This window comes from Moorena sp. SIO4A5 (assembly GCF_010672005.1).
Lineage (GTDB): Bacteria > Cyanobacteriota > Cyanobacteriia > Cyanobacteriales > Coleofasciculaceae > Moorena.
Genome location: NZ_JAAHHZ010000036.1, coordinates 40,965 through 64,932, shown reverse-complemented (window position 1 = coordinate 64,932; position 23,968 = coordinate 40,965). Strand labels below are relative to the sequence as shown.

The 23,968-nt window shown below is 44.8% G+C and carries 32 protein-coding genes and 1 pseudogene; 13 read left to right on the top strand and 20 right to left on the bottom strand.

Translation table 11 applies throughout. The features are described 5' to 3' along the window. Both F6K57_RS13475 and F6K57_RS13470 read left to right on the top strand, forming a co-directional pair. Positions 1–224, top strand: a 224-nt coding sequence (locus F6K57_RS13475) for a hypothetical protein (RefSeq protein WP_293068288.1), incomplete at its 5' end; no start/stop codon positions are given. 449 nt (positions 225–673) lie between these two features. Beyond that, positions 674–1,729 carry a Fe(3+) ABC transporter substrate-binding protein gene (locus F6K57_RS13470; RefSeq protein ID WP_293046137.1) on the top strand — a complete coding sequence of 352 codons (1,056 nt, stop codon included), beginning with the start codon at positions 674–676 and terminating at the stop codon, positions 1,727–1,729. Between the two features lie 340 nt (positions 1,730–2,069). Here the strand turns inward: F6K57_RS13470 and F6K57_RS13465 are convergent, their stop codons facing one another. After that, on the bottom strand, positions 2,070–3,746 hold the full coding sequence (locus F6K57_RS13465; RefSeq protein WP_293019928.1) for an iron ABC transporter permease: 1,677 nt from the start codon (positions 3,744–3,746) through the stop codon (positions 2,070–2,072). A gap of 282 nt (positions 3,747–4,028) precedes the next feature. On the opposite strand from F6K57_RS13465, the gene F6K57_RS13460 reads away from it, so the two are divergent. After that, positions 4,029–5,414 (top strand): aldehyde dehydrogenase, encoded by a 1,386-nt coding sequence (locus F6K57_RS13460; RefSeq protein WP_293068285.1) that lies wholly within the window; start codon positions 4,029–4,031, stop codon positions 5,412–5,414. Here F6K57_RS13460 and F6K57_RS13455 read toward each other — a convergent pair. From F6K57_RS13455 to F6K57_RS13390, 14 genes are all read right to left on the bottom strand, one after another. Then, positions 5,404–5,697 carry a hypothetical protein gene (locus F6K57_RS13455; protein ID WP_293068283.1) on the bottom strand — a complete coding sequence of 98 codons (294 nt, stop codon included), beginning with the start codon at positions 5,695–5,697 and terminating at the stop codon, positions 5,404–5,406. The two genes, F6K57_RS13460 and F6K57_RS13455, sit on opposite strands and share 11 nt — an antisense overlap. Positions 5,698–5,755: 58 nt before the next feature. After that, positions 5,756–6,496, bottom strand: a complete 741-nt coding sequence (locus tag F6K57_RS13450; RefSeq protein WP_293019934.1) for a hypothetical protein — start codon at positions 6,494–6,496, stop codon at positions 5,756–5,758. 127 nt (positions 6,497–6,623) lie between these two features. After that, positions 6,624–6,767, bottom strand: coding sequence for a hypothetical protein (locus tag F6K57_RS13445; protein ID WP_293068281.1), 144 nt, complete (start codon positions 6,765–6,767; stop codon positions 6,624–6,626). A 321-nt stretch (positions 6,768–7,088) separates the two neighbouring features. Then, positions 7,089–7,262, bottom strand: coding sequence for a hypothetical protein (locus tag F6K57_RS13440; protein ID WP_293046527.1), 174 nt, complete (start codon positions 7,260–7,262; stop codon positions 7,089–7,091). Positions 7,263–7,503: 241 nt separating this feature from the next. Then, positions 7,504–7,677 carry a hypothetical protein gene (locus tag F6K57_RS13435; RefSeq protein ID WP_293046527.1) on the bottom strand — a complete coding sequence of 58 codons (174 nt, stop codon included), beginning with the start codon at positions 7,675–7,677 and terminating at the stop codon, positions 7,504–7,506. A 241-nt stretch (positions 7,678–7,918) separates the two neighbouring features. Beyond that, a complete protein-coding gene (locus F6K57_RS13430) occupies positions 7,919–8,092 on the bottom strand; it encodes a hypothetical protein (protein ID WP_293046529.1) in 174 nt (57 codons plus the stop codon). Positions 8,093–8,346: 254 nt separating this feature from the next. Continuing rightward, the gene (locus tag F6K57_RS13425) at positions 8,347–8,520 is read right to left on the bottom strand and encodes a hypothetical protein (protein ID WP_293046527.1); all 174 of its coding nucleotides are present in this window, start codon (positions 8,518–8,520) and stop codon (positions 8,347–8,349) included. Positions 8,521–8,897: 377 nt separating this feature from the next. Continuing rightward, complete coding sequence (locus F6K57_RS13420) at positions 8,898–10,538, bottom strand: S8 family serine peptidase (protein WP_293068279.1); 1,641 nt, start codon at positions 10,536–10,538, stop codon at positions 8,898–8,900. A gap of 1 nt (position 10,539) precedes the next feature. Further along, positions 10,540–10,884: a hypothetical protein gene (locus F6K57_RS13415; protein ID WP_293046521.1), complete on the bottom strand. Its 345-nt coding sequence runs from the start codon at positions 10,882–10,884 to the stop codon at positions 10,540–10,542. A gap of 318 nt (positions 10,885–11,202) precedes the next feature. Then, entirely contained in the window at positions 11,203–11,376 is a 174-nt protein-coding gene (locus F6K57_RS13410; RefSeq protein WP_293046518.1) for a hypothetical protein, read from the bottom strand. Positions 11,377–11,482: 106 nt separating this feature from the next. Next, on the bottom strand, positions 11,483–11,839 hold the full coding sequence (locus F6K57_RS13405; protein WP_293019947.1) for an SH3 domain-containing protein: 357 nt from the start codon (positions 11,837–11,839) through the stop codon (positions 11,483–11,485). A gap of 13 nt (positions 11,840–11,852) precedes the next feature. Then, positions 11,853–12,137 (bottom strand): hypothetical protein, encoded by a 285-nt coding sequence (locus F6K57_RS13400; protein ID WP_293068276.1) that lies wholly within the window; start codon positions 12,135–12,137, stop codon positions 11,853–11,855. Positions 12,138–12,395: 258 nt separating this feature from the next. Next, the gene (locus tag F6K57_RS13395) at positions 12,396–12,575 is read right to left on the bottom strand and encodes a hypothetical protein (RefSeq protein WP_293019951.1); all 180 of its coding nucleotides are present in this window, start codon (positions 12,573–12,575) and stop codon (positions 12,396–12,398) included. Positions 12,576–12,617: 42 nt separating this feature from the next. Beyond that, positions 12,618–12,911, bottom strand: coding sequence for a hypothetical protein (locus F6K57_RS13390; protein ID WP_293046512.1), 294 nt, complete (start codon positions 12,909–12,911; stop codon positions 12,618–12,620). Between the two features lie 23 nt (positions 12,912–12,934). Between F6K57_RS13390 and F6K57_RS13385 the strand changes: the two genes are divergently transcribed. Beyond that, the gene (locus F6K57_RS13385; protein WP_293046509.1) at positions 12,935–13,096 is read left to right on the top strand and encodes a hypothetical protein; all 162 of its coding nucleotides are present in this window, start codon (positions 12,935–12,937) and stop codon (positions 13,094–13,096) included. Between the two features lie 431 nt (positions 13,097–13,527). Continuing rightward, complete coding sequence (locus F6K57_RS13380; RefSeq protein WP_293019955.1) at positions 13,528–14,136, top strand: CDP-alcohol phosphatidyltransferase family protein; 609 nt, start codon at positions 13,528–13,530, stop codon at positions 14,134–14,136. Positions 14,137–14,270: 134 nt separating this feature from the next. Here F6K57_RS13380 and F6K57_RS13375 read toward each other — a convergent pair whose 3' ends face one another. From F6K57_RS13375 to F6K57_RS13365, 3 genes are read right to left on the bottom strand one after another with little or no spacing between them, the layout of a single operon-like run. Next, positions 14,271–14,891, bottom strand: a complete 621-nt coding sequence (locus tag F6K57_RS13375; protein ID WP_293068273.1) for a class I SAM-dependent methyltransferase — start codon at positions 14,889–14,891, stop codon at positions 14,271–14,273. Beyond that, positions 14,884–15,042, bottom strand: coding sequence for a hypothetical protein (locus F6K57_RS13370; RefSeq protein ID WP_293068271.1), 159 nt, complete (start codon positions 15,040–15,042; stop codon positions 14,884–14,886). Before F6K57_RS13370 ends, F6K57_RS13375 begins: the two co-directional genes overlap by 8 nt. 5 nt (positions 15,043–15,047) lie before the next feature. After that, positions 15,048–16,664, bottom strand: a complete 1,617-nt coding sequence (locus F6K57_RS13365; protein ID WP_293068269.1) for a radical SAM protein — start codon at positions 16,662–16,664, stop codon at positions 15,048–15,050. A 174-nt stretch (positions 16,665–16,838) separates the two neighbouring features. On the opposite strand from F6K57_RS13365, the pseudogene F6K57_RS41980 reads away from it, so the two are divergent. The 4 genes and pseudogenes from F6K57_RS41980 to F6K57_RS13350 all read left to right on the top strand — a co-directional run. Then, positions 16,839–16,937: pseudogene (locus tag F6K57_RS41980) on the top strand (four helix bundle protein); the annotation flags it as partial. A gap of 319 nt (positions 16,938–17,256) precedes the next feature. After that, positions 17,257–19,686, top strand: coding sequence for a penicillin-binding protein 1A (locus F6K57_RS13360; RefSeq protein WP_293068267.1), 2,430 nt, complete (start codon positions 17,257–17,259; stop codon positions 19,684–19,686). A gap of 61 nt (positions 19,687–19,747) precedes the next feature. Then, positions 19,748–19,948 (top strand): hypothetical protein, encoded by a 201-nt coding sequence (locus F6K57_RS13355; protein WP_293019959.1) that lies wholly within the window; start codon positions 19,748–19,750, stop codon positions 19,946–19,948. 558 nt (positions 19,949–20,506) lie between these two features. Next, complete coding sequence (locus F6K57_RS13350; protein ID WP_293068265.1) at positions 20,507–21,517, top strand: glutathione S-transferase family protein; 1,011 nt, start codon at positions 20,507–20,509, stop codon at positions 21,515–21,517. On the opposite strand, the gene F6K57_RS13345 is transcribed toward F6K57_RS13350, so the two are convergent. Further along, on the bottom strand, positions 21,502–21,657 hold the full coding sequence (locus F6K57_RS13345) for a hypothetical protein (RefSeq protein ID WP_293038780.1): 156 nt from the start codon (positions 21,655–21,657) through the stop codon (positions 21,502–21,504). The two genes, F6K57_RS13350 and F6K57_RS13345, sit on opposite strands and share 16 nt — an antisense overlap. Before the next feature lie 162 nt (positions 21,658–21,819). Here F6K57_RS13345 and F6K57_RS13340 point away from each other — a divergent pair, with 162 nt between their 5' ends. Then, positions 21,820–22,005 carry a hypothetical protein gene (locus tag F6K57_RS13340; protein WP_293068263.1) on the top strand — a complete coding sequence of 62 codons (186 nt, stop codon included), beginning with the start codon at positions 21,820–21,822 and terminating at the stop codon, positions 22,003–22,005. Here F6K57_RS13340 and F6K57_RS13335 read toward each other — a convergent pair. Beyond that, complete coding sequence (locus F6K57_RS13335) at positions 21,995–22,435, bottom strand: hypothetical protein (protein WP_293068261.1); 441 nt, start codon at positions 22,433–22,435, stop codon at positions 21,995–21,997. The two genes, F6K57_RS13340 and F6K57_RS13335, sit on opposite strands and share 11 nt — an antisense overlap. A gap of 114 nt (positions 22,436–22,549) precedes the next feature. On the opposite strand from F6K57_RS13335, the gene F6K57_RS13330 reads away from it, so the two are divergent. The 3 genes from F6K57_RS13330 to F6K57_RS13320 all read left to right on the top strand — a co-directional run bounded on the left by F6K57_RS13330 (position 22,550) and on the right by F6K57_RS13320 (position 23,843). After that, positions 22,550–22,801 carry a hypothetical protein gene (locus tag F6K57_RS13330; protein ID WP_293019964.1) on the top strand — a complete coding sequence of 84 codons (252 nt, stop codon included), beginning with the start codon at positions 22,550–22,552 and terminating at the stop codon, positions 22,799–22,801. Between the two features lie 302 nt (positions 22,802–23,103). Continuing rightward, positions 23,104–23,520 carry a XisH family protein gene (locus tag F6K57_RS13325; RefSeq protein ID WP_293068259.1) on the top strand — a complete coding sequence of 139 codons (417 nt, stop codon included), beginning with the start codon at positions 23,104–23,106 and terminating at the stop codon, positions 23,518–23,520. Further along, a complete protein-coding gene (locus tag F6K57_RS13320) occupies positions 23,508–23,843 on the top strand; it encodes a XisI protein (RefSeq protein ID WP_293019968.1) in 336 nt (111 codons plus the stop codon). Before F6K57_RS13325 ends, F6K57_RS13320 begins: the two co-directional genes overlap by 13 nt. Positions 23,844–23,968 lie beyond the last annotated feature (125 nt).

The window sequence follows — 23,968 nt, the reverse complement described above, 5'->3', positions numbered from 1 at the left end:
GCTCATGTACTTCCGCACTACGCCCTCCCCATATTGACCCCCGATTCCCGATTCCCGACCCCCGACTCCCGACTCCCGAGTCCCGACTCCCGACTCCCGACTCCCGACTCCCGACTCCCGACTCCCGACTCCCGACTCCCGACTCCCGACTCCCGACTCCCGACTCCCGACTCCCGACTCCCGATTCCCGACTCCCGACTCGCTCAGTAGTCAGTAGCCGCTAAATCTTATCAATTGTAGTAATGCTGGTAAGGGTGTTGCCAAATTTCAGGCACGAAGAATTGCTAAACCCTTTATCTGAAAAGGTTTTTCAGTCCCTGTTTCCTAAGGGCGGAAGTTCCCTCCTGGGTGCAGCGCTATAACTTTCAGCTCTATTCCTCTGAAAAATTTTTGGATAAATTTCTGATAAGCCATTAAAAATATTCTATTATAATGAGTAAAGTTCCTCTTCTACACACTGACCTAATCATCTACTATAGGGTCAAGTATATAGTCAAATCAGGTAATTGAAAGGATTTATCTGGCATTCGACCGTCTAAGGTAGTTTACAAAATTCCCAAACTAATCGATAATTTATTTCGATAGCAGTAGGTATGGTAACTCAGGTGCTGGATTACCATACCTACTGCATAAGTTTAGCGACAATCCTAAGGAGAGAAAGTAGTAGTTGCTGATGAACATCAATAGAAGAAATATCTTACTAGCAGGTGGTACAGCCATGGCGGCTTACACCTTGGGTGAACTGGGTAAACCTCGTAGAGCAGCCGCCCAGAATGAGGTAGTCAATGTCTACTCCTCTCGTCACTACAAGACCGATGATGACTTGTACGACAACTTCACCCGCATCACTGGTATTGAAGTGAATCTGATTGAGGGGAAAGCAAATCCATTAATAGAACGGATTAAAAGTGAGGGGGCGAATAGCCCAGCTGATGTCTTAATCACTGTTGACGCTGGTCGTCTGTGGAAAGCTGACCAGGCTGGTATTTTTGCCCCGGTTAATTCATCGGAACTCAACGCCAAGATTCCCGCTAACCTGCGACACCCTCAAAATCACTGGTTTGGGTTCACTAAGCGAGCGCGGGTGATTATGTATAATAAAAACAGAGTCAACCCTGCGGATCTGTCAACTTACGAAAATCTGGCTGATCCCAAATGGCAAGGTCGCATTGCTATCCGCTCATCAAGCAACGTCTATAATCAATCTCTGGTTGCGTCACTGATTGCCAGCCTGGGTGTACCAGCAGTAAAATCATGGGTCGAGAGCTTTGTGGGTAACTTTGCTCGCAAGCCTCAGGGTAATGATCGAGCCCAAATTGAAGCGGTTGCTGCTGGGATTGCGGATATTGCGATCGCAAATACTTATTATCTACCTCGCTATATTAAATCCGATGACCCTGCCAAGCAGGGGATATTCAAGAAAGTTGGTGTATTTTTCCCAAATCAGCAAAACCGGGGTGCCCACATTAATATCAGTGGTGGCGGCTTGGTGAAAACAGCTCCTAATCCAGGAAATGCTATCAAATTCTTAGAATATCTAACCAGCCCTACGGCTCAGACCTTCTTTGCTCAAGCTAATAGCGAATATCCAGTGGTTCCTGGAACACCGATTGATCCGGTACTTGCGGGCTTTGGTTTTCCCTTCAAGGAAGATCCAACCAGTGTTTCCCAATATGGACCTAATAGTGCTACAGCAGTTCAACTGATGGATATTGCTGGTTGGGTATAACAGTTGTAAATTAGGTGAAGTACTGTCGTATTAGGGAGTAGGGAGTAGGGAGTGGGGAGTAGCGCGCAGAAAGCAAAAACTCCTCTTTTCTCTGTTCCCTATTACCTTTTTTTTGAATCCAACACCATGAAGAATTAAGAATTAAGAATTTATAATTTATAATTTATAATTTATAATTTATAATTTATAATTTATAATTTATAATTTAGAATTCTGCCTTCTTCATTCTCCATTCTTCATTCTGCCTTCTCCATTCTCCATTCTTCATTCTGCCTTCTCCATTCTCCATTCTTCATTCTGCCTTCTCCATTCTTCATTCTTAATTCTTCATTCTGCATTATTATCCCTGAGATTTAGCAATCTTTAAACTCAATAAAATTACTGGAATAATCCCTACTAAAACAATCGCTAAGGCTGGTGCTGATGCCTGTATTAATCGTTCATCGGAGGCATACTGGTAAACTCTTACTGCCAGGGTATCAAAATTAAAAGGTCGCATGATCAGAGTTGCTGGTAACTCTTTCATCACATCCACAAACACCAACATCGCTGCTGTCAACAATCCTCCCCACATTAATGGGGCGTGAACTTTAATTAGGGTAAGCGTAGGACCATAACCGAGACTGCGAGAGGCATCATCTAAACTAGGCTTAATCTTACCTAGGCTGGATTCAACGGTATTGAATGAAATTGCTAGGAAGCGCACAAGATAGGCGTATACTAAAGCAATGATGGTGCCACTGAAAAGTAAACCGGTGGATAGGCCAAAGGTTGCCCGCATCCAGCTGTCAATGGTATTATCCAACTGACCTAAGGGCATTAAGACACCAACTGCAATCACTGAACCAGGGATAGCATAACCCATGGCAGCAGTGCGTACTGCTAAGCGCATCCCTAGTTTGGGCACTAGACGTTGCCCATAAGCCATGACTAATGCTAAGACCATGGCAATCGCAGCTGTTGTAATGGCTAATAGTAAACTATTTGTAGCTAGCTGCCAAAAATTATCATCTAAGGTTTCCTCGGCATTTTTAATGGTCATGTGCAGCAAAAATGCTGCGGGTGCTAAAAATCCAAGAGCAATGGGAAGGAAACAGGCTAACAGCGCCAGTATGCCTCGGCCCCCAGTTAGTGAAAATGGCTTGATTCGTTGGTAACTACTGCCAGTCTCATAATAGCGAGATTGCTTACGAGACCAGCGTTCTAGTAGAATTAAAACAATTATGAATAGTAGCAAACAGGCGGCTAGTTGAGCAGCAGCTGACCTCTCACCCATTCCTAACCAGGTACGATATATCCCTGTCGTGAAGGTACTGACACCGAAATACTCTACTGTCCCAAAGTCGCTGAGGGTTTCCATCAGTGCTAAGGCCAAACCTGCCATGATCGCTGGTCTAGCTAGGGGTAGAGCCACGGTGAAGAAGCCACGCCAAGGGGTGCATCCGAGGGAACGAGCAGCTTCTAGGGTACGGACGGATTGCTCTAGGAAAGCTACCCTGGTGATTAGGTAAACGTAGGGATAGAGCACCAAAGACAACATGGCGATCGCACCCCACAGAGACCGGACATTGGGAAACCAATAATCCTGCACGCTAGTCCAGCCAAACAGCTGCCGCAGCCAGGTCTGTACGGGTCCAAAAAAGTCCAGCATATTGGTGTAAGTATAGGCAAGTAAATAGGCTGGTGCTGCCAGAGGCAGTAGTAGCGCCCATTCAAACACCCGGCTTCCCCAGAAGCGACACATGGTTACTAGCCATGCTGTTGAAACCCCAAGGATTAAGACTCCACTACTTACACCTAGGATTAACCACAGGGAGTTGACAATGTAACTGCCTAAGACAGTGGAGACTAAATGAGTCCATACTTCTGAAGAATCGGAGAACATACTGCCCAGCACAAATAGGACTGGTGCGCAAATTAGGAGTGCGATCGCAATTACCGAGACTGTCCAACCAGGCAAACCCAGACGATGCCATGGTTTGTTACCGCTCAATAGTGCTGAAATTTTTAGTGGCATCGGGAGTTTTCAGGCAAATGATTGTTTTGAGGAATGTTTTCAAGGAGCTGAACTCAGAGGCTGTTTATACAGTCAATGTATAGACAGCGATGAGTTGCTTAATATTGGTGGGTTACGGCGGACAGCTCTCTTCAAAGGTGAGCTTTTAAAGTACTCCCCGCCTAACCCACCCTACGCTAAACTCTTGCAAGTATTTAGCAATAAACTATCCTATCAAATAATTGCTAACCTTGAACCAGAAGAAAATGATTTTTTTTTTCCGTTCAGGGGTTAAATTTTAAGATGCTTGAACTACAAACCAGTCAAGTCAAAGATATTTTGGCTCAGCAGCGCAATTTTTTCAGCACCGGTAAAACCAAAGATGTGGCATTCCGGATCGCCCAACTCAAGCGCCTCAAGGAAGTTATTTTAGAAAATGATGCTGCCATTTTAGAAGGCTTGAAAGCCGACCTGCACAAGGCGGAATTTGAATCTTATGCTACCGAAATTATCCTGGTGCAGGAAATTGATCACACCCTCAAGCATATTAAATCCTGGGTCAAGCCCAAAAGAGTCCCGGTCTCAATGGCAAATTTTCCAGGCTCGGGTCAAATTTATCCCGAACCCTTGGGAGTAGTACTGATTATCAGTCCCTGGAACTATCCATTTGCTCTAGCCATTGCTCCTTTAGTGGGTGCGATCGCAGCCGGAAACTGTTGCGTGATCAAACCCTCTGAAATCTCCCCTCACACCTCTGGTGCGATCGCAGAGATTATCCAGAAAAACTTTGACCCTGGCTATATTGCTGTAGTGCAAGGGGGAGTAGAAACCAGTCAGGAACTGTTAGCAGAAAAATTCGACCATATCTTGTTCACCGGCAGCACCCAAGTTGGCAAGATTATCATGACTGCTGCTGCCAAACACCTAACCCCAGTCACCCTAGAGTTGGGGGGTAAAAGTCCCTGCATTGTGGAGACAGATGTGCCGATAGAGACTACAGCAAAACGAATTGTTTGGGGTAAGTTTCTCAATGCCGGTCAAACCTGCGTTGCACCAGACTATCTGCTGGTCAATCGGGAGATTAAATCTGATTTACTCGAACAAATCAAAGCCTGTATCCATAAATTTTATGGAGACGATCCCGCCAAAAGTCCAGATTATGCTCGGATTATCAGTGATAAGCATTATCACCGTTTAAGTACCTTACTCAAGGATGGTGAGATCATAATTGGTGGACAAACTAATCCAGAAGACCGCTATATTGCTCCCACGGTCATCGACAATATTTCCTTAGAGGATAAAGTGATGGAAGAGGAAATCTTTGGTCCGATTCTACCTGTGATTGAATACAGTAATTTAGATGAAGCGATTGGGATAGTTAACCAAAGACCAAAACCATTAGCGCTATATTTTTTCTCCAGAGACAAAGCAAAGCAACAGCAGGTTTTGCAACAGACCTCTGCTGGTGGTGTTTGCTTGAATGAAACAGTTATGCATCTAAATGTTCCTTCCCTACCATTTGGTGGGGTTGGTGATAGTGGCATGGGTGCTTATCATGGGAAAGCTGGTTTTGATACCTTTTCTCACCAAAAAAGCGTGCTGAAGAAGTCCTTCTGGCTGGATTTGCAGTTGCGCTATGCTCCCTACAAAGACAAACTGGAACAGATCAAGAAATTTATTAGTGGTTAGTTATTATTGGTTTTAGGGAGTAGGGAGTAGGGAGTAGGGAGTCGGGAGTCGGGAGTAGGGAGTCGGGAGTAGGGAGTCGGGAGTCGGGAGTCGGGAGTCGGGAGTCGGGAGTCGGGAGTCGGGAGTCGGGAGTAGGGAGTCGGGAGTCGGAAGGTACCGCCGTCTTGGGGAGCCAGTTGCTGATCTCCCCATCTCCCCATCTCTTCATCTCCCCATCTCCCCATCTCCCCATCTCTTCATCTCCCCATCTCCCCACACTTCCCACACTTCCCACACTCCCCATCTCCCCATCTCCCCATCTCCCTATCTCCCCACACTGGGCGCGGCGCTATAATTAATCCCTAATCATCATCGGACTTCTTAGGCTCATCCTCACACCAGACTCCACTGGCTAAGCCACTCCAGCAGATCATCTTCCATTTAGCCATGGATAGTTTAGGAATTTTAGCAACGAATAGCCAGTCAGAGTAATCTAGGTGCTCATAGATACCATCTTTGGCACCACTATGATTCAGCCAGCCCCAGCCAGAGATACCTTTATAGCCCCGGTGCTCCGTATCATCACCAAACCGGAAGGAGTATTGATGTTTACCGAAGTAGTCTACTAAATCAAAGGACTTGAACTTCTTAGACTTGATTGTCCCCTTACCCATGCCAATGTTGTACTTGCCATAGGCTTTCTCCGTGACATAGGCATCGTTGTCTTTATGTCCCACAATCTTGTAGCTAAAGTCGATATCCCAGTAGTCAGTTGTCCCTTTTTTGTAATTCTTCCCTTCTTTTTGTCCACCGAAGGCTTTTCCGTAGATGTGGATCTCACCTGTGCTGGTGTAGTCGAGGAATACTTCTGCCCCCTCGTACTCAAAATCAAAGGTATAGATATCTCTGGCATTACCAGTGAGCAGTCCATCAAGACGCAAGCCATAGGGTGGCGGACTGGCACTAGCACCAGGGTGATTGCAAAGTTGGAAAGTACACTTTTGTGGAGCAAATGTGGGCTTGAATGAGAAGGGAACTAAAAAATTGACCGGAATCTCAAATTCACAGTTGTAAGAGGATTCGTGGATATTTTCGTCAGGCATGATTTGCCCTCCATCAGGTAGTTTAGCAGGTAGTCTTAATCTCTCCCAATGGTCTCATAATTTACTAACAGGTTGCGGTACCCTTAAGGGTACCTTTTAGTTAACGTTTATTATAGCATGTTTCAGTTTAGTGAGATACAAAATTTGGGGGAGTAGGGAGCAGGGAGTAGGGAGCAGGGAGTAGGGAGCAGGGATTAGGTTTAAAAGTTTTTGGAGTGGTAATTTCGGGCGCGGTAAAGGGGGTGATAGTGGAAAAAATTATGTACCTCATGAGTATGAACTTTTTGATAGCTGGTCACTTTTACCTATGTAGAGTCCTGCTCTATTTGTAATATCATGTCAGGATAATTACCCTTAATAAAAATCTCCCTATCTCCCCATCTCCCCATCTCCCCAGACCTCCCACCCTCCCCACCCTCTCCTTAATTATGGCTATTCAACCAGACTTGATATAAATGTTATGGTTATCAGCAGGAGACTGGTTAAGAAAAACCCCCTGACTTGATAAGCCTAGGGGGATTCGAGGAACTAATTTCTATGAACTAATTCAAAGCCAGCCGTTAAAAATTCCTGTCAAAGATTCCTAAGGGGATTAAGTGCTAACGGGTTCGGCTGGCTCAGTAGCTGCTCCGTTCTCTTCGATTTCCATTTCCTCATATTTAGTAAAGCACTTACGCTTAGCACCTACAGCGAGATCGAGCACAATGGGTACTTCTAATTTGATGGGAACTTGGAACACACAGGGTTTATGGTATTTGTAAGCCATGGGTTTTACCTCTTGCTGTAATTAATTTCAATCAACACATTTATATAATGTCAAATAATCCTCTGGCTTGGCAGTACCCTTGAGGGTACCTTTTTTCAACTGATGATAGTCTCCCATAACTTAGCTGTGATTATCGGTTAACCATAAAAACTCCTCCATCCTGAGCTCAGAATGGAGGCTAAAGAGGAGATATAGGAATTAATTTATGCCCAGATCTTCCTGTTAAAGATTGCTAAAGAGATTAAGTGCTAACGGGTTCAGCTGGCTCAGTAGCCGCTCCGTTCTCTTCGATTTCCATTTCCTCATATTTAGTAAAGCACTTACGCTTAGCACCTACAGCGAGATCGAGCACAATGGGTACTTCTAATTTGATGGGAACTTGGAACACACAGGGTTTATGGTATTTGTAAGCCATGGGTTTTACCTCTTGCTGTAATTAATTTCAATCAACACATTTATATAATGTCAAATAATCCTCTGGCTTGGCAGTACCCTTGAGGGTACCTTTTTTTGACTGATAATAAGATAGCCTAACTTAGCTGTGATTATCGGTTAACCATAAAAACTCCTCCATCCTGAGTTCAGAATGGAGGATATAGAGGAGAGATAGGACTTAATTTATGCCCAGATCTTCCTGTTAAAGATTGCTAAAGAGATTAAGTGCTAACGGGTTCAGCTGGCTCAGTAGCCGCTCCGTTCTCTTCGATTTCCATTTCCTCATATTTACTAAAGCACTTACGCTTAGCACCTACAGCGAGATCGAGCACAATGGGCACTTCTAATTTGATCGGAACTTGGAACACACAGGGTTTATGGTATTTGTAAGCCATGGGTTTTACCTCTTGCTGTAATTAATTTCAATCAACACATTTATATAATGTCAAATCTAACCCTGGCTTGGCAGTACCCTTGAGGGTACCTTTTTTCAACTGATGATAGTCTCCCATAACTTAGGGGTGATTATAGGTTAAGCTCTACAATAAAACTCCTCCATCCTGAGCTCAGGAGGGAGGAAACAGAGGAGAGATAGGAATTAATTTATGCCCAAAATTTCAAAGCCAGCTGTTAAAGATTCCTAAACAGACTAAGTGCTAACGGGTTCAGCTGGCTCAGTAGCCGCTCCGTTCTCTTCGATTTCCATTTCCTCATATTTAGTAAAGCACTTACGCTTAGCACCTACAGCTAGATCGAGCACAATGGGTACTTCTAATTTGATGGGAACTTGGAACACACAGGGTTTATGGTATTTGTAAGCCATGGGTTTTACCTCTTGCTGTAATTAATTTCAATCAACACATTTATATAATGTCAAATCTAACCCTGGCTTGACAGTACCCTTGAGGGTACCTTTTTAGCAGCTGATAATAAGATGGCATAACTTAGCCTCGGTATTGGTGGGGATTATTATCGCTTAACGAATAAATAAAAACTCCTCCATCCTGAGGTCAGAATGGAGGATATAGAGGCAAGGTAAGAGCATCTCAATCAGGCTTGACACAAGGGATGATAAGAATCTACCTACTCCCTAAAACCTAGAACTTTGTACCTCACCCAATTGAAAAATGCTATAGCGTTAGATACCAAGTATTTCAGCCTGTTTCGTCGCCCCTTCAGGTACAGTTGTTACTCAAACACCTACACGTTCAAGATGGATTCCACACTAGCTTTCAGAGAAAAATCTCCTGCTCCACGAAAAGAACGAACCATAACAAAATATTCACCTGGTTCTGAAGGTCGGATACTAATTTTCTCGTCAGGTAAACTGGTATACCCACGATAGTCGAACTCACTGATAGTTGGCTGCAATGCCTTTCTGACATAGAGATCGAAATCTACACCATCGGGTCCATCTAGCTCAAGGCTCAATGAGGTGCCGACCCTCACCCGATATAAGCTAGAATCGCCAGTCTGCTTTAAATGCCCTGAAACCGCCTCTCCTATTTGTAATTCCGGTATTTCTATCCGCTCTAGGGCATTGAGGATGGCTGGAACATCGATCAGCCCAAACCCATGATCGTAGTCAAAACCTGCCACACCCAAATCTTCGGCAGTTCGGCGCAACAGTTGACGAAGTTCAGCGGGAGAGAGAACCGAAGGCGGATACTTCGTCCGAATCGATGCTACAACACCAGCCGCAACAGGACAAGCTGCTGAAGTGCCAATATCTGCTGGATAAACTCCTGAGCCAACAAAATGAGTATAGGCACAAAGATCGGGTTTTTGAGAGTCGAGATGTCCTGGTCCCTGACTAGAATAGCCAACTCGCTCTTTATTAACTGTCACCCCAGCAATGCTAAGGACACTTGGATGAGAATTCGCACCATAAATGGGTCTGTTAGTAACGCCTTGGCATCTTCCATCAGGACATTCTGCACCACAATTACCAGCAGCAAAAAGAATATCAGCACCAGCATCCTCTAAACTTTCAACAATGATGTTAAAGGGATGATTGGGATTATCACTGTAATTGCCAGGATGGCCCACCGGAAAGTCCCAAGAGGGATGAAACATTGCCCAACTATTATTAACTACCAAAGCTGGTTTAGGTTCTGGGGCTGTTGAGAGTATTTGCAGCAAGTTACTGAAAGCTTTGACAGCATCACTCAAAAACCCATCCATTAGCGAGCCACCTGGTGTCTGCGATCGGAGAAGGGCATAGTCGAGAAGAGTGCTGTTTGGCGCAGCAATGCAGACATCAAAGGCACACATTGTTCCATGACCGACAGGCATATTACCTGGGGTAAGTCCAGATACTGGAGTCCAGCTTTTGCTCCCATCGAATTGAGGTGTTTTACCCTTACTGTTTAGATGGGATAGATTGACTCCGCTATCAACGATCGCCACCATTACGTTAGACCCATCCATTCCTTTTGCTTGAAGTTGTGGAAATTGCAGTAAATTCTCCACATTTCGATGGGTTCCCACTGAAGCAGTTGGACAAATAGCGATCGCACTAATTCGTGGATCTGAAAACACACCAATCGCATTAGGGTCTTGTTCAACTGCCGCTATTAAAGGCTCTAGTGCCTCATCTGCCACCTCACCTCTTAACAGATAAGTGGAAACTTCAGGGCGAGCATCAAAGGAAAATAGTCGTCCCACTTCTGTGACTCCAACCTCTTCTCGTCTTTGTCGATTAGGCACCAAAACAGGTGTATAACTTTGATCCAGTGAAAAGCCATCAATAGAAACAGCCTCTGTTGTCATAGTGAAACTCTCGGCAGTCATTGCAGCACGGAGTTCCGGCATAAATCGCATCTGAATTAACACACGCATGTTATTTATCCTCTTCTTCTTGAGATTCTGTGGGAGCTATTTTTATATCACCGTGAACTCCCTTGACTAACGGTTGTATTGCTATCAGTTTTTGAGAATCCATGTCACCCGATACACGGATGACATACAAATCCCGCTTCGGACTTATGAGAATTAGACCATAATCTTCATCAATCTCTAAGTCTTTGATTCCATCTAGTTGCTTCACGAACTCCAAAGAATTGTTAGGAGGCGGTAGATTGAGTGTAATTAAGTAACGCATTTTTCTAGCTTGGTTGACATTCAAGTGGCAAGCTACTTGAACTGTCTCTAAGTGAGCAAAAACTGAATATTCCAAGTAGAACATACGAACAACAGCTCTTGTACTTTTATTTTTATAATCCCTACAGCTAGAACAGGGTAAACACATCTAATTTTTTTATTCCTATATATAGTTTTTATTGAATTCAATGAACACTATATATAGGCAATTTATTGTCAATAAGCACAATAGCGATGCAGCGCCGCCAAAGGGGGTTTCCCCCATGAGCGACTGCATCAAGACAAGGCCGGGTTTATTGAGAACTACCCCCGGTTACCCAACAAGATGCGCTTACCCTGGATAGAGAGGAGATATAGGAATTAATTTATGCCCAGATCTTCCTGTTAAAGATTGCTAAAGAGATTAAGTGCTAACGGGTTCAGCTGGCTCAGTAACCGCTCCGTTCTCTTCGATTTCCATTTCCTCATATTTAGTAAAGCACTTACGCTTAGCACCTACAGCTAGGTCGAGCACAATGGGTACTTCTAATTTGATCGGAACTTGGAACACACAGGGTTTATCGTATTTGTAAGCCATGGGGTTTACCTCTTGCTTTAATTAATTTCAATACATTTATATAATGTCAAATCTAACTCTGGCTTCACAGTACCCTTGAGGGTACCTTTTTTCCCTATAGACCTACTTAATCATTAATGGGAGCACATTCGACCTTGAGTAAATCGTCGCGAATCCATCCTTTGGCTCCACTTACTGGAAAACCTACTCTGTGCCAACCATAGCCAAAGCTGTCTATTTTGTAATCTGGCTCTGGAGGAGTTGCTGTCAGGACGTAGACATTATCACCCACTAAACCATAACCCAAGCTTCTATAATTAGTTCCTGCTCCAGAACGTAAGGTGATCCGAGAATTGGGGTTGTTAGCAGTTAGGGTGGCTAGACAGTGGGAACGCTCACTAGGAAAAGTATGCTGAGCAAAAGCCTCAGTTGTCGGGACGGTAATTGCAGCAGCTGTAGCTAGGAATAAGATTGCTTTTTTCATTTGTTTTCTCCAATCATCGACGTTTCTTATTTACTAGTAAAATAGAAATAACAGTTGGAGTGATTGGAAACAGTGTCAGTTTATTAGTAGTCCTAAAGCTGACACCAATAAAACCTGATTTTTCCATAGTTAACACTGTTGCTAGTACAGACAGTTGAGAAACTGGTCTATGCTGGTCTTGTGGGCGGGGAATAGGGAATAGGGAGTAGGGAGTAGGGAATAGGGAGTAGGGAATAGGGAGTAGGGAGTGTGGGGAGATGGGGAGATGGGGAGATGGGGAGATGGGGACCCACCCCATTCCCCTCCCAGGAGGGGAATGGGGAGATGGGGAGATGAGCAACTGCAGTGGAAACCGCTAAAACCATGCTGCATCGCTACTTGATTAACTCTAGCATGCATGCCTCTTGCCAATGCCCTTGCGCGTAGCGCTATATCAGCAGGAGACTGGTAAAAAAAACCCCTGGCTTGATCAGCCTAGGGGGGTTTCAGGGATTAATTACTATGAGCTACTTCAAAGCCAGCCGTCAGAGATTCCTGTCAAATATTCCTAAAGGTACTAAGTGCCAACGGGTTCGGGTGACTCAGTAGTTTCGCTACCTTCGGCCTCTTCGAGCTCCATTTCCTCATATTTGTCAAAACACTTGCGCTTAGCAGCGACAGCGATGTCGAGAACAATGGGTACTTCTAATTTGATCGGAACTTGGAACACACAGGGTTTATGGTATTTGTAAGCCATGGGGTTTACCTCTTGGTGCAATTCATTTCAATCAACACATTTCTAGAATGTCAGATCTAACTCTGGCTTCACAGTACCCTTGAGGGTACCTTTTTTTTGGGCGTTGCTTAATAATGGAATGATTTTAATAGTTTTGTGGAACGGGCATCTTGCCGTGGAACGGGCATCTTGCCGTGGAACGGGCATCTTGCCGTGGAACGGGCATCTTGCCCGTTTCATTTTCGCGCGGGCAGGATGCCCACCCCACTCATATTCATTCCGCCCCTCAGCAATGCCAAAAATCGAGTAGCTCTCGCACTTTGCTAGACACGGTTGAATCCGTTTTGCTTTGGTCACGCAGCTTGGCTGGGGTAACTCCAATGGATCTGCTACACGATGCTCAGCAAAGAGCCGCTACGCGAACGCATAATTCCCCTGTCAACTGGAATGCGATGCTCAGCAAAGAGCCGCTACGCGATGCTCAGCAAAGAGCCGCTACGCGAACGCATAATTCCCCTGTCAACTGGAATGTGATCCCATGATTACCCTTTCCACAGTAAAGCGTACCCATGATTACCCTCTCAAAAGTAACGCGATGCTCTGAAATAGCGGCAATTGCAGCAGCTGTAGCTAATCAGAACATTGCTTTTTTCATTTCTTTTCTTCAATCATCAACGGTTCTGATTTAGTAGTAAAACCGAAATAACAGTTGGAGTAATTGGAGACAGTGCCAGTTGATCAGCAGTTCTAAAGCTGACGGAAATAAAACCTTATTTTTCCATAGTTAACACTTTGCTAGTACAGACAATTGAGAAATTGGTCTATGATCCTATTGTGAGTAAACTGTGCTGCTAATACTTTATAAGGGAGTATCAAGCCAGCGCCCAATCATAATTAGTGGGCAATAAGGGCGTGTTATAGATACTAGGTTCCCTAGAGTCTTAATGTAAAAATTAGAGGTAGCAAATTTAGGATGATGATCAAACTAGTACATATTCCTAGCCTTCTAGTTAGGATTCGCTTTGCAATTGCTCCCTTACTCCTTTTAGATGCCCTGGATCGTAACATCAGCTATTGGTTTATTATTGGTTATATCATTGCCGTACTGTCAGACATTTTTGATGGCATCATTGCTCGTCGATTAAAGGTTAGTACAGTCCAACTTCGTCAAGCAGATAGTTGGGCAGATATCTGTCTATACTTGTGCGTTGCCATTAGCACCTGCTTGGTATACCCCAAGGTTATCAAAGATTTCCAAATCCCTTTATTGTTAGCGATCGCTGCCCAAGTTACTTTGTTCACAATCAGTCTAATCAAGTTCAGAAAATTCCCTAGCTTCCATACCTACACTGCGAAAATATGGGGGTTAACGCTACTGGTGGCCACGGTGGGATTATTTGGTTTTGACTATGCTAAAACCCTGTGGTTCGCAATCGCCCTTTGTCTGCTCAATAGTTTAGAAGAGATTGGGATGACGTTGCTCTTGCCTGAGTGGCAATGTGATATTTTAAGCATCTTCCATGCATTCAACTTACGCCAAACCTTGATTGCAAAATTAAAAATTCAGGAGAAGATTGGCTGAAGAATAATATAGCAGTTCTCAGGACGAGTGAGGTAATTTAATCCTAGGTTTTAGGGAGCAGGAATCTTCGGAACAGTCGTCGTTCCCTGCTCCCTACTCCCTACTCCCTACTCCCTACTCCCTCAAAACCTAACCTAATTGAAAACCGCTCTACTACTACGGCAAATCAATCCTTCTGATCCAAAATGTGTGTAAGAGTATGGATTATTCTGATCTGGCCACAGTTGCTGGCCTTTCTCAACTCCAATTTCTTTAACTACCTCTAACTTACCTTCATCGATCGCTTCATTAACTGCCCTAAAGACGCTTTCCCATGCTCCGTAATCATCAAAAATGATCAATGCATTCTTAAATCGCTTTAAACAGTTATCAATATCTTGTTTGATATACTCGTATTTGTGACGTGCATCTATTAAAACCACATCAGCAGGAAAGGTTAACTCATTCCAATCAGAATTATACACATCAAATCTTTTGAATTTTACATTAAAATTCAAAAGATTGTTTAGTCTTGCTACTCTCAGGTACCTATCGTTAACATCTAAACCCAGATATTGAGTGAAGTGATCAGCTAGGTGCTTTGCGGTCAAGCCCTTGTAACATCCCACCTCTAATAAAGTAGATTTTTTTTTCGGGAAAAATTGTTTTACATGATCACGGAATTGTTGGCTAACTGTCCAACAATCTTTACTTTTATCTACAGGTAGGACTAGATCCTGCCATGTATTCTGTATTTCATTGAATATCTCAAGCATAGGTTGTAATTAGTAACAGTAATAAATAGTAAAGGGAACAGGGAGTAGGGAGTAGGGAGTAGGGAGTAGGGAGTAGGGAGTAGGGAATAGCGAACTTCGGATCAAATAGATATCCTATCAAATAAAATAACTGACACCACACACTTCCCACACGCCCTATTCCCCATTCCCTACCCCCAGGGCTGTCGCAGCACCTAAGTGCTTAAGCAAGGTGGCCATAGGAAGTGGCCCAAGCAGATGACTCCAAGGCAAGACTTGCTCTGTTGACCAGTCGGTATAGACGTAGAAGTCTAGTTCAGGTAACTGTCCTCGCAATTGTTTAAAGGCACGGCGGAAACTGCCTAGGGAATCCCCATAATGCCTGGTTAGTTCTAAGAGTTGGGATAAGCGACGATCCCCTCGGGAAATCAGTGCTTGAATTACTGACCAGTTGTAGCTTTCTGGTCGAAAGTCTATGGCTTGCGATCGCAATTTTTTCTGCAACAACTTGAGGCGCTTCTGGGCTTGGGGATTGACACCAAACCACTGAAAGGGTGTATGAGCTTTGGGAACAAAGGTGGAGCAACCGAGGGTTAAGCCTAGACCGGGGGCTGCTTTCTTAATCTGTTCCATCATCGCTACAGTTTCTTCAACATCTGCTATTTCCTCTCCGGGAACTCCTACCATCCCGTAGAGTTTCAGACGTTTTAATCCCCCTGCTTTAGCATTGACTGCTGCCTGGATAATTTGGTCATTGGTGAGTTTCTTATTAATAATCTCGCGCAACCGTTGTGAGCCACTTTCCACTGCAATCGTAATGGAACGGGTGTTCCGTTTAGTTAGGGTTTGGGCTAGCTTTTCGGTAACTGTATTGGTTCGCACTGAAGCAAGACTCAAGCGCACATGGTTGTATTGTGGCTGATTTAGGTAATCTAACAAAACATCAAACTCGGGATGCTGGGTGACGGATGCTCCCAGTAAGCCAATCCGGTCTGTTACCTTTAATCCCCTTTCTATAGCTGGAATCAACGAATCGATAGCGCTAGGAGTACGAAATGGTAACGTCAGGTAACTGGCCAGACAGAAACGACACATCTCTGGACAACTGCGCACCACTTCTACCATGTAGATGTTTTCCCAAGCGGCTTTTTCGGTGACCACTGTGGAAGCAGACAGGGTATTGCCCCGATAGGTCTGTTTAGATACCGTGGCAGGAATCTGATCAGACACTGGTTGAATGGATGCGATCGCACTCGTTAGGTCATGGTAGGTTACCTGATATAGACTGGGTATATAAACTCCAGGGACTTGAGCCAGATGCTGCAATTGAGTATTACGTTCAGCAGTGCGAACCTCTTGATAAGCATCGATAAAATTATCTAGCAGGATTTCCCCATCTCCGAGCAAAATCACATCAAAGAAGTCAGCAAAGGGTTCTGGATTAGCCGTTAACACGGGACCGCCACCAAACACTAGGGGATGGCTAGAGTCTCGTTGTGCTGAGTATAGGGGTATCTCCAAAAATTCCAATCCCGCTAAGATATTGACATAATCCAATTCCCATGATATAGAATAACCTAGTAATTCTGGCTGTCTCGGTAATGGCTCATGGTAATCGGTGAATAAGCGGCTGACCATTAGGTCAGGGCGCAAGGCTAAAGATGCCCACACTATCTGATAGCCAAGACTAGTAATACCGACGTTGTATTGATTAGGAAAGGCAAAGATAGTAGGAATGGCATTGGAGTCAGGAGTGGCTGGTGTAAACAGAAGACGCTCGGAGGAAAATACCACAGGGTTTAAAGTTGACGAATCATGTTGAACAATAGCAAAAAATAACGTTTATTTTATTATTTCCATTATGCTTTGGTTCATGAGTAAGCATATGCGCTACAGATGGTGCTACTTGAGGTGCCGTCAGCTGTCAGCAGTTAGCTTAATGCTTAAGGCAACGGAGTTGCCGAACTAGCCCGTTTCCTTCAAATTGCTATGGGTTCAGCCAGTGAACTTGAAGATCACCTGTTACTGGCAGAAGATCTTAACTTAACTATTAGCCAAAGACTATGAATCCCATCCCAGCAGAGGTAACTCAGCATTATCCGAATGCTTACCTGTTTTATTCAAAAGCTGATAGCTGAATGCTGATAGCTGAATGCTTACCTAGTACGTAGAAATCCGGATTTTAGGCAAGCAGAAAGAAAAAAGTGACAGATTCACTAAATTTAAGATTTATAGCCCTAAAATAGACAACAAGTTATAAGACAACAAGTTATGGCTGCTTTTGTATTGCTAAGGAGTTGATGTGTCAATATTTTCCCCGAAGCCCCAAGATCGACATAGCCACCACCCTCCGAATCCCTCAAAGAAACTGACGGAGAAATCGGATTTGAATAGGAGTGCTGTGTCTAATAATGGCAAGCCCCCCTCATCAAAGCCAAGACGGCGGAAGCGGTCGAGGGTAGTTGCCCAAACTCTCAACGGAATCAAGCGTGTATCTACTACAGTTATCAAACCGCTAATCGGACCAAAAGCAATCTATCGTCGCTCCTGGTTTTGGATCGGACTAGGGGTGGGTGGCAGTGCGATCGCATTGGGTTGGGGTTGGCAAAAGCTAGAAAGCTCTCTGCCAGATTCTACTAAGGATGTCTTGACCTATGTTCGAGATGACACCATCACCATCAAAGCTGCCGATAGCACTATTATCCAGCAAATTGGGCCAGCTACCCATGAGACCCTCAAGATTTGGGAAATACCCGAAACCCTGATGGAAGCTTTCATTGCTATTGAAGACCAACGCTTTAAAGAGCATAAAGGGGTAGATTCCCAGGGTATTCTCCGTGCTACTGTGGCTAACCTGAAAGCTGGGGGAGTAGTAGAAGGAGGTAGCACGATTACCCAGCAACTCGCTAGAATTGTCTACTTTGATCACGAACGCAGCATCGTACGGAAACTCAAAGAAATGCGCATGGCGCAGAAAATTGAGCAGGATTTGACCAAAGATCAAATCCTGGAGCGCTATTTAAACTTAGTCTATTTGGGTTCCGGTGCTTACGGCATTGCTGATGCGGCTTGGGTCTATTTTAGTAAACCCGTAAAAGACCTGACCTTGGGAGAAATAGCAACACTGGCGGGATTACCTCCAGCTCCTAGTGTTTACTCGCCATTGTTTGAGGGCAAAATCAATAGCTCTAGGCAAAAAGCAGCCAAAGAGCGTCGTGATGTAGTATTGCAGCGGATGTTGGAAAATGGCTACATCTCCCAGGCTGAAGCCGACAAAGCCATGGCCGAGCCCCTGAGTATTAAGCCAAGCCAACCGAAGCGACTGGAGCGTAAAGCATTCTATTTCACTGAATACATCCAACAAGAATTGCCCAAATACGTTTCCAAAGAAGTACTGGCTCAGAAAGGGCTGACTATTGAAACTACAATTAATTTAGAGTGGCAAGATGCTGCTGAAACTGCTGTCCAAAAGACCATGAAAACCTATGGTCGGTACCAACGGTTTGGACAAGCTGCACTAGTTGCCGTCGATCCCCGCAATGGTCAGATCAAAGCCATGGTCGGGGGTAAGGATTTTAATGACCTAGATAGCAATAATTACCTCAATCGGGTCACCCAAGCTCAGCGTCAGCCCGGTTCTACATTCAAAACATTCGTGTATGCCGCAGCAGTAGCAACAGGGATGTCTCCCTATAAAGGCTATATGGATGCGGGATATATAGTAGATGGTTACGAACCTAAAAACTACAGTGAGAGATTCCGGGGTTCGATCTCAGTGCGGGATGCCCTGATTTCTTCGGTGAATGTAGTAGCCGTCAAAACCCTAGTGGATGTGGGCTGGGAGCCGATCATCAAACTGGCTCAGAAAATGGGGATTAAATCCAAACTCCATTCCACCTACTCCCTAGCCTTAGGAGCATCTGAGGTAAACCTGTTAGAACTTACCAGTTCCTATGGCACCTTAGCCGCCCAAGGCATTCACCACGATGCTCATGGGATTCGCCGCATTATTGACCAGCACGGTAACGTGATTTATGACCACAAACTCGAGGGTGAGCGAGCTATTGATGCAGAAACAGCAGCCATTGTGACCTGGATGCTCAGGGGTGTGGTTACCGGGGGTACCGGAACAGCGGCTCAAATTGGACGACCAGCAGTTGGAAAAACCGGTACTACGGATGATGCCCGTGACCTCTGGTTTGTGGGCTATATTCCCCAATTAGTAGCTGGGGTTTGGTTAGGTAATGATGATAATAAGCCTACCAAGGGTTCTAGTGCAACTGCTGCTGCCACCTGGCGTCAGTTCATGTTGGAGGTAATCGAAGACTTAGACCGTGAGTCCTTTACTGAGCGCCCCAGGAAGTTATCAGGTCGGGAAGCTACCATTGAAGCTCAGCCGATTAAACCCAAACGAGTTATTAACAAAAAATTTGTTCCCACTACCGTTACCGCTTCCACAACTCGGTCAAGGAGAAGAACTAGTTCAAGAAGAGCTAGTTCAACCAGAAGAGCCAGTTCTACACGGCGGCGTAGTAGTCGGGTCAGGGTGTCTAGGAAGAACTCTCAACCCAAACGGTATTACCGTCGCAAAGCTACAACTAAACGGTCTTATCCCCGTAAAAGTACCACCAGACGCTATACGCCTAGAAACACTGCCCCGAGACGGTCAGCACCAGCCAAGCGCAGGTATGCACCAGCACGAGCAAGGCGCAGACCAGCACCAGCACCCAGAGTTGCTCCCAAGCCGGTGGCTCGTCCTAAGCCTCAACGCAAGCCAGCAGGAGGTCCGTTAGCTCCCCCAGCAGCTAGAAAGTAGGTATCGAAGCCATCATGCTGGATGGTACGATAACCGAAATACGAGAAAATCTAAACTGGCTATGTATGTATTGATGGAAGCAGGCAGTTTTCCCTTGTGGTTTACCCTAGTGTATGTTGTGGGTTTTGTGGCAGCAGTTGTGATTGGCTCGATTGCTTGGTACAACTCTAAACGTCCTGCTGGTTGGGAAGGGTCAGACACTCCTAATTGGGTACCAAAGATCGATGATCCAGAGGATAATTCTAAGGGAGACCAATCCTAACAGAAGTTAGTTTGGTTGGGAAAACCAGAAGATTTGACTGAGAAAGAGCCCTGGCTTACCGTGTTGAAGTCAGGGTTCTTTTTCAGCGCTATTAGGGGAATCAGGCCACTGGTCAGGATTTGTTGGTATCGTATAGATGTCTTACCAAAAAAATTGGGTTTAAAGCCCCGTCCTTCGTTCGACGGCTTTTTTTTAAAACTTTTTCTTGACAGTTTGTACTAGGTGTGCTAGTATAAGATTATAAACAATAGACTTTTAAAAGAGATAGATACTATCTAACCATAAGTAGGCAACGTAAAAAATATGTCTGAGATACATATTGCGTAATTTAGTCTAACGACTTTAACGTCTATGAAAAATTTAGATCTAAAAAAGTATCTATCTCTAAAAAAAAAAGTAAAGGTACGGTGGGGCACACCGAAACCTAGATCTATGATCAAAACGCTTATGAAGAATCGGCCTCTACTCTTTCTGGTTCCGACCTGGCTGAGCAAGTCGGCTCGTTGAAGTAAGAATCCCCGTTCTTACTTCGGCGGGGAGTGTCAATAAATTCCCATCATGACCGGAGCTGCTGAAACTAAGAAAAAAGGCAAGTCACTCCCGCCAACACTGATCATCAGGTTGGGAAAATTTGTCTGGACAACTCTCTGGCAAATGATGATGTCGAAGCTGGCTCCACGGAATAATTCTGGAGAGTACATTCGCCCGAAGAGCGAGTTTAGGAATTTTATTGGGACAGAAGCAGAGAATCCTTACCAACCTGAAGCAGGACGCTACTGTCTTTTTGTAGGACTCGGTTGTCCTTGGGCGCACCGCACTCTCGTCGTCAGGGCACTCAAGGGACTCCAAGACGCAATACCGGTATTCATTGCGTCTCCTTCCTCAAATCAGGGGATTTGGGTATTTAATGAGCAGCAGGAAGGTTGCGATACCCTTCCTGAACTTTACGAGCTGGGAAAAACAGGCTACAACGGTCGTTGCACAGTTCCAGTGCTGTGGGATAAACAGAGCAAAACCATTGTCAACAATGAGAGTGCAGAAATTATCGTAATGCTGAACTCACAGTTCAATGAGTTCGCTACTAATCCTACCCTAGACCTTTATCCAGAGGAACTAAAGGAAACCATTGATGGGTGGAATGAGACTATCTACCACACGGTGAATAATGGGGTCTATCGCTGCGGTTTTGCCCAGACCCAAGAAGCTTATGAGAAAGCTTGCGATCAGCTATTCACAACCTTGGATAAGATTGATCGAGCCCTGGAGACCAGTAGATACCTGTGTGGGGATAGGGTAACCCTGGCGGATGTGCGTCTATTTACCACTCTGTTCCGTTTTGATGTGGTCTATTATGGATTGTTCAAGTGCAACCGTTTCAGAATTCAGGACTACGATAACTTAGGCCCCTACCTGCGTGACTTGTATCAGCTTCCTGGAGTTGCTGATACTTGTAGCTTGGAGGATGTCAAGCGGGATTACTACGGCAATCTGTTCCCCCTCAATCCAGGTGGAATTATTCCCAGTGGCCCTGATTTGGCTAGCCTGCTTAGACCTCATGGTCGGGAATAGGGAGTCGGGAGTCGGGAGTCGGGAATCGGGAATCGGGAGTCGGGAATCGGGAGTCGGGAGTAGGGAATCGGGAATCGGGAGTCGGGAGTCGGGAATCGGGAGTCGGGAGTCGGGAGTCGGGAGTCGGGAGTCGGGAACAAAAATTCTCACAATTTATTTAGGTACCCTATAGTGTTGATTGAATTGGATGCGATCGCGTAGCGTGGCCAAAGGCCATCGCACTCAGCCGTTCACTCTTACACTAATCACAAGTATAGTAATACTAACTACAGTGGTTCTTATAGTAGCGATGCAGCCCGGTCTTGTGGGAAACCCCCATTCGCGCTTTGGATCAAGACAATGAGATACAAAAAATTTTTTCCCTGTTCCTTGCTTTCGATTCCCGATTCCCGATTCCCGACTCCCTGTTCCCGATTCCCAATTCCCGATTCCCGACTCCCGATTCCCGATTCCCGATTCCCGATTCCCTATTCCCTTTTAATAGTTAAAAGGATATAATTTTTTTACCGATTCCCGAGATAGAACAACAATCGTTAAAACTCCAACAAGTGTGCCAAATGGTCTGAACCAGCAGAGTAGGCAAGCTATCATAAACGAAAACCAATAATTCTTGCTTTTTCTGAGCATATATCCAGAGATAATGATAGCAAAAGCAAAGATTTCTCCAAGGATGAAAAGTATGGCACCAGAAATGACCAGCAAATAGCCAGGCAAGTCCGATGAGACATTTCGTGATAACTTAAACCACTCTGATAACTCTCCTGATAAGTCTGGAGGAATTGAGTCAGTTGCACCAATCATGAACAGACCAAAAGGGATATACAACATTAGTATAAACAGGGAGTAAAATCCGACAAATCCCCCAAACATGTAGTGAGTCAATGATAATATATTTAACTGCTTTTTAGGATTTCTCATAACTATAAATTAGTCGAATTCCCAAACTTCCCAAACTTCCCAAACTGTCCCAACTTAGCACACCTCCCACACTTCCCTTCAAGACTCTCTAGGGCAGCAAAAGCCTGAGTGTGAATGGCGGCATCTCCATTGAATGCCACAAATTTTCCTAGTTTAACTCCCTGCGTCATCACCGAAAACTCAAGAACTGTTTTACCTTCACCATCTTTCCTAGCTCCACGCTCCGGCTCAGGAGATTTTTCTAGTGCGATGCTCCTTTGGAGCCGCTACGCGATTGACCTTGACCAAAAGGCCACGCTTGGCCTCTGGCCACGCTGCTTGAGGTGCGAATGGTCACGCTACGCGATGAAGCGAAGCTTCCGCTAAAAGCGATCGCATGTTGTAGTACGGATTTAGTAGGGTGGGCATTGCTTGAAACCAACCCCCGAACCTGCCGGCGTCAGCTATCAGCTATCAGGCACTATAACTGCATGGGGTCGGATTAGTGCGATCCCAAATGCCTACGCTGATCTTGATAATATAGCCGAATGGCACTGATGGGGTTCCCGACTTGAGCGACTACATCAATAACAGTATCAGAATACTACTTTGGCAAGGGGTCTACTATTAGTGATCGCACTGGAATCTGAATTGTTCTATGATTGTAAGTAAACTACAAAAAAATAACAATGGCAGCCAAAGATAAATTTCATGCTGCGGTTAGAATCGCCCTAGAAAAAGAGCAGTGGAAGATTACTGATGATCCGTTGCGACTGGAAGTAGGCGGAACCAAGTTTGAAATTGATTTAGGTGCGGAGCAACTGTTAGCAGCAGAGCGAGGCCAAGAAAAAATTGCAGTAGAGATTAAAACCTTCTTGAGTGATTCGCCACTAACAGCTTACCATGCTGCATTAGGACAGTTTTTGAATTATCGGCTTGCCTTAGAAATCAATGATCCAACTCGTATTCTATATTTAGCCGTGCCTGTGATTGCTTATGAAGCTTTTTTCAAGCGCGAATTTACCCAATTTTTATTAGAAAGATATCAGATTAAACAAATAATTTATGACCCGATTCAAGAGGTAATTGTACAATGGATAACCTAGAGTATTATCGCCAGATCATTCAGTCGTTGTTGACGGATTATGCTGCCATTCCCATCGCCAATGGAGTGATTGATTGCTACACGGTTTTTGATACCAAACAAGACCACTACATGGTAATGACTGTGGGATGGGATGGCTATCGGCGGGTCTATGGTTGTGTTTTACACTTGGATATTAAGAAGGGAAAGATTTGGATTGAACAAAATATGACGGAAATGAGAATAGCCCAAAAACTTGTGGAGAGAGGGGTAGCGAAGGACGATATTGTGCTGGGGTTTCAAGCACCAGAATTTCGGCAATATACGGACTATGGTGTTGGTTAATTTATAAGCAGTCAGCGGTCAGCAGTCAGCGGTCAGCATGGTAGGGTGGGCAAATATTGAAAGTTTGGCAATTTAATGAGGAATCATCGACCTTTGCCCACCTGACAAGAGCCAATGCGATACGC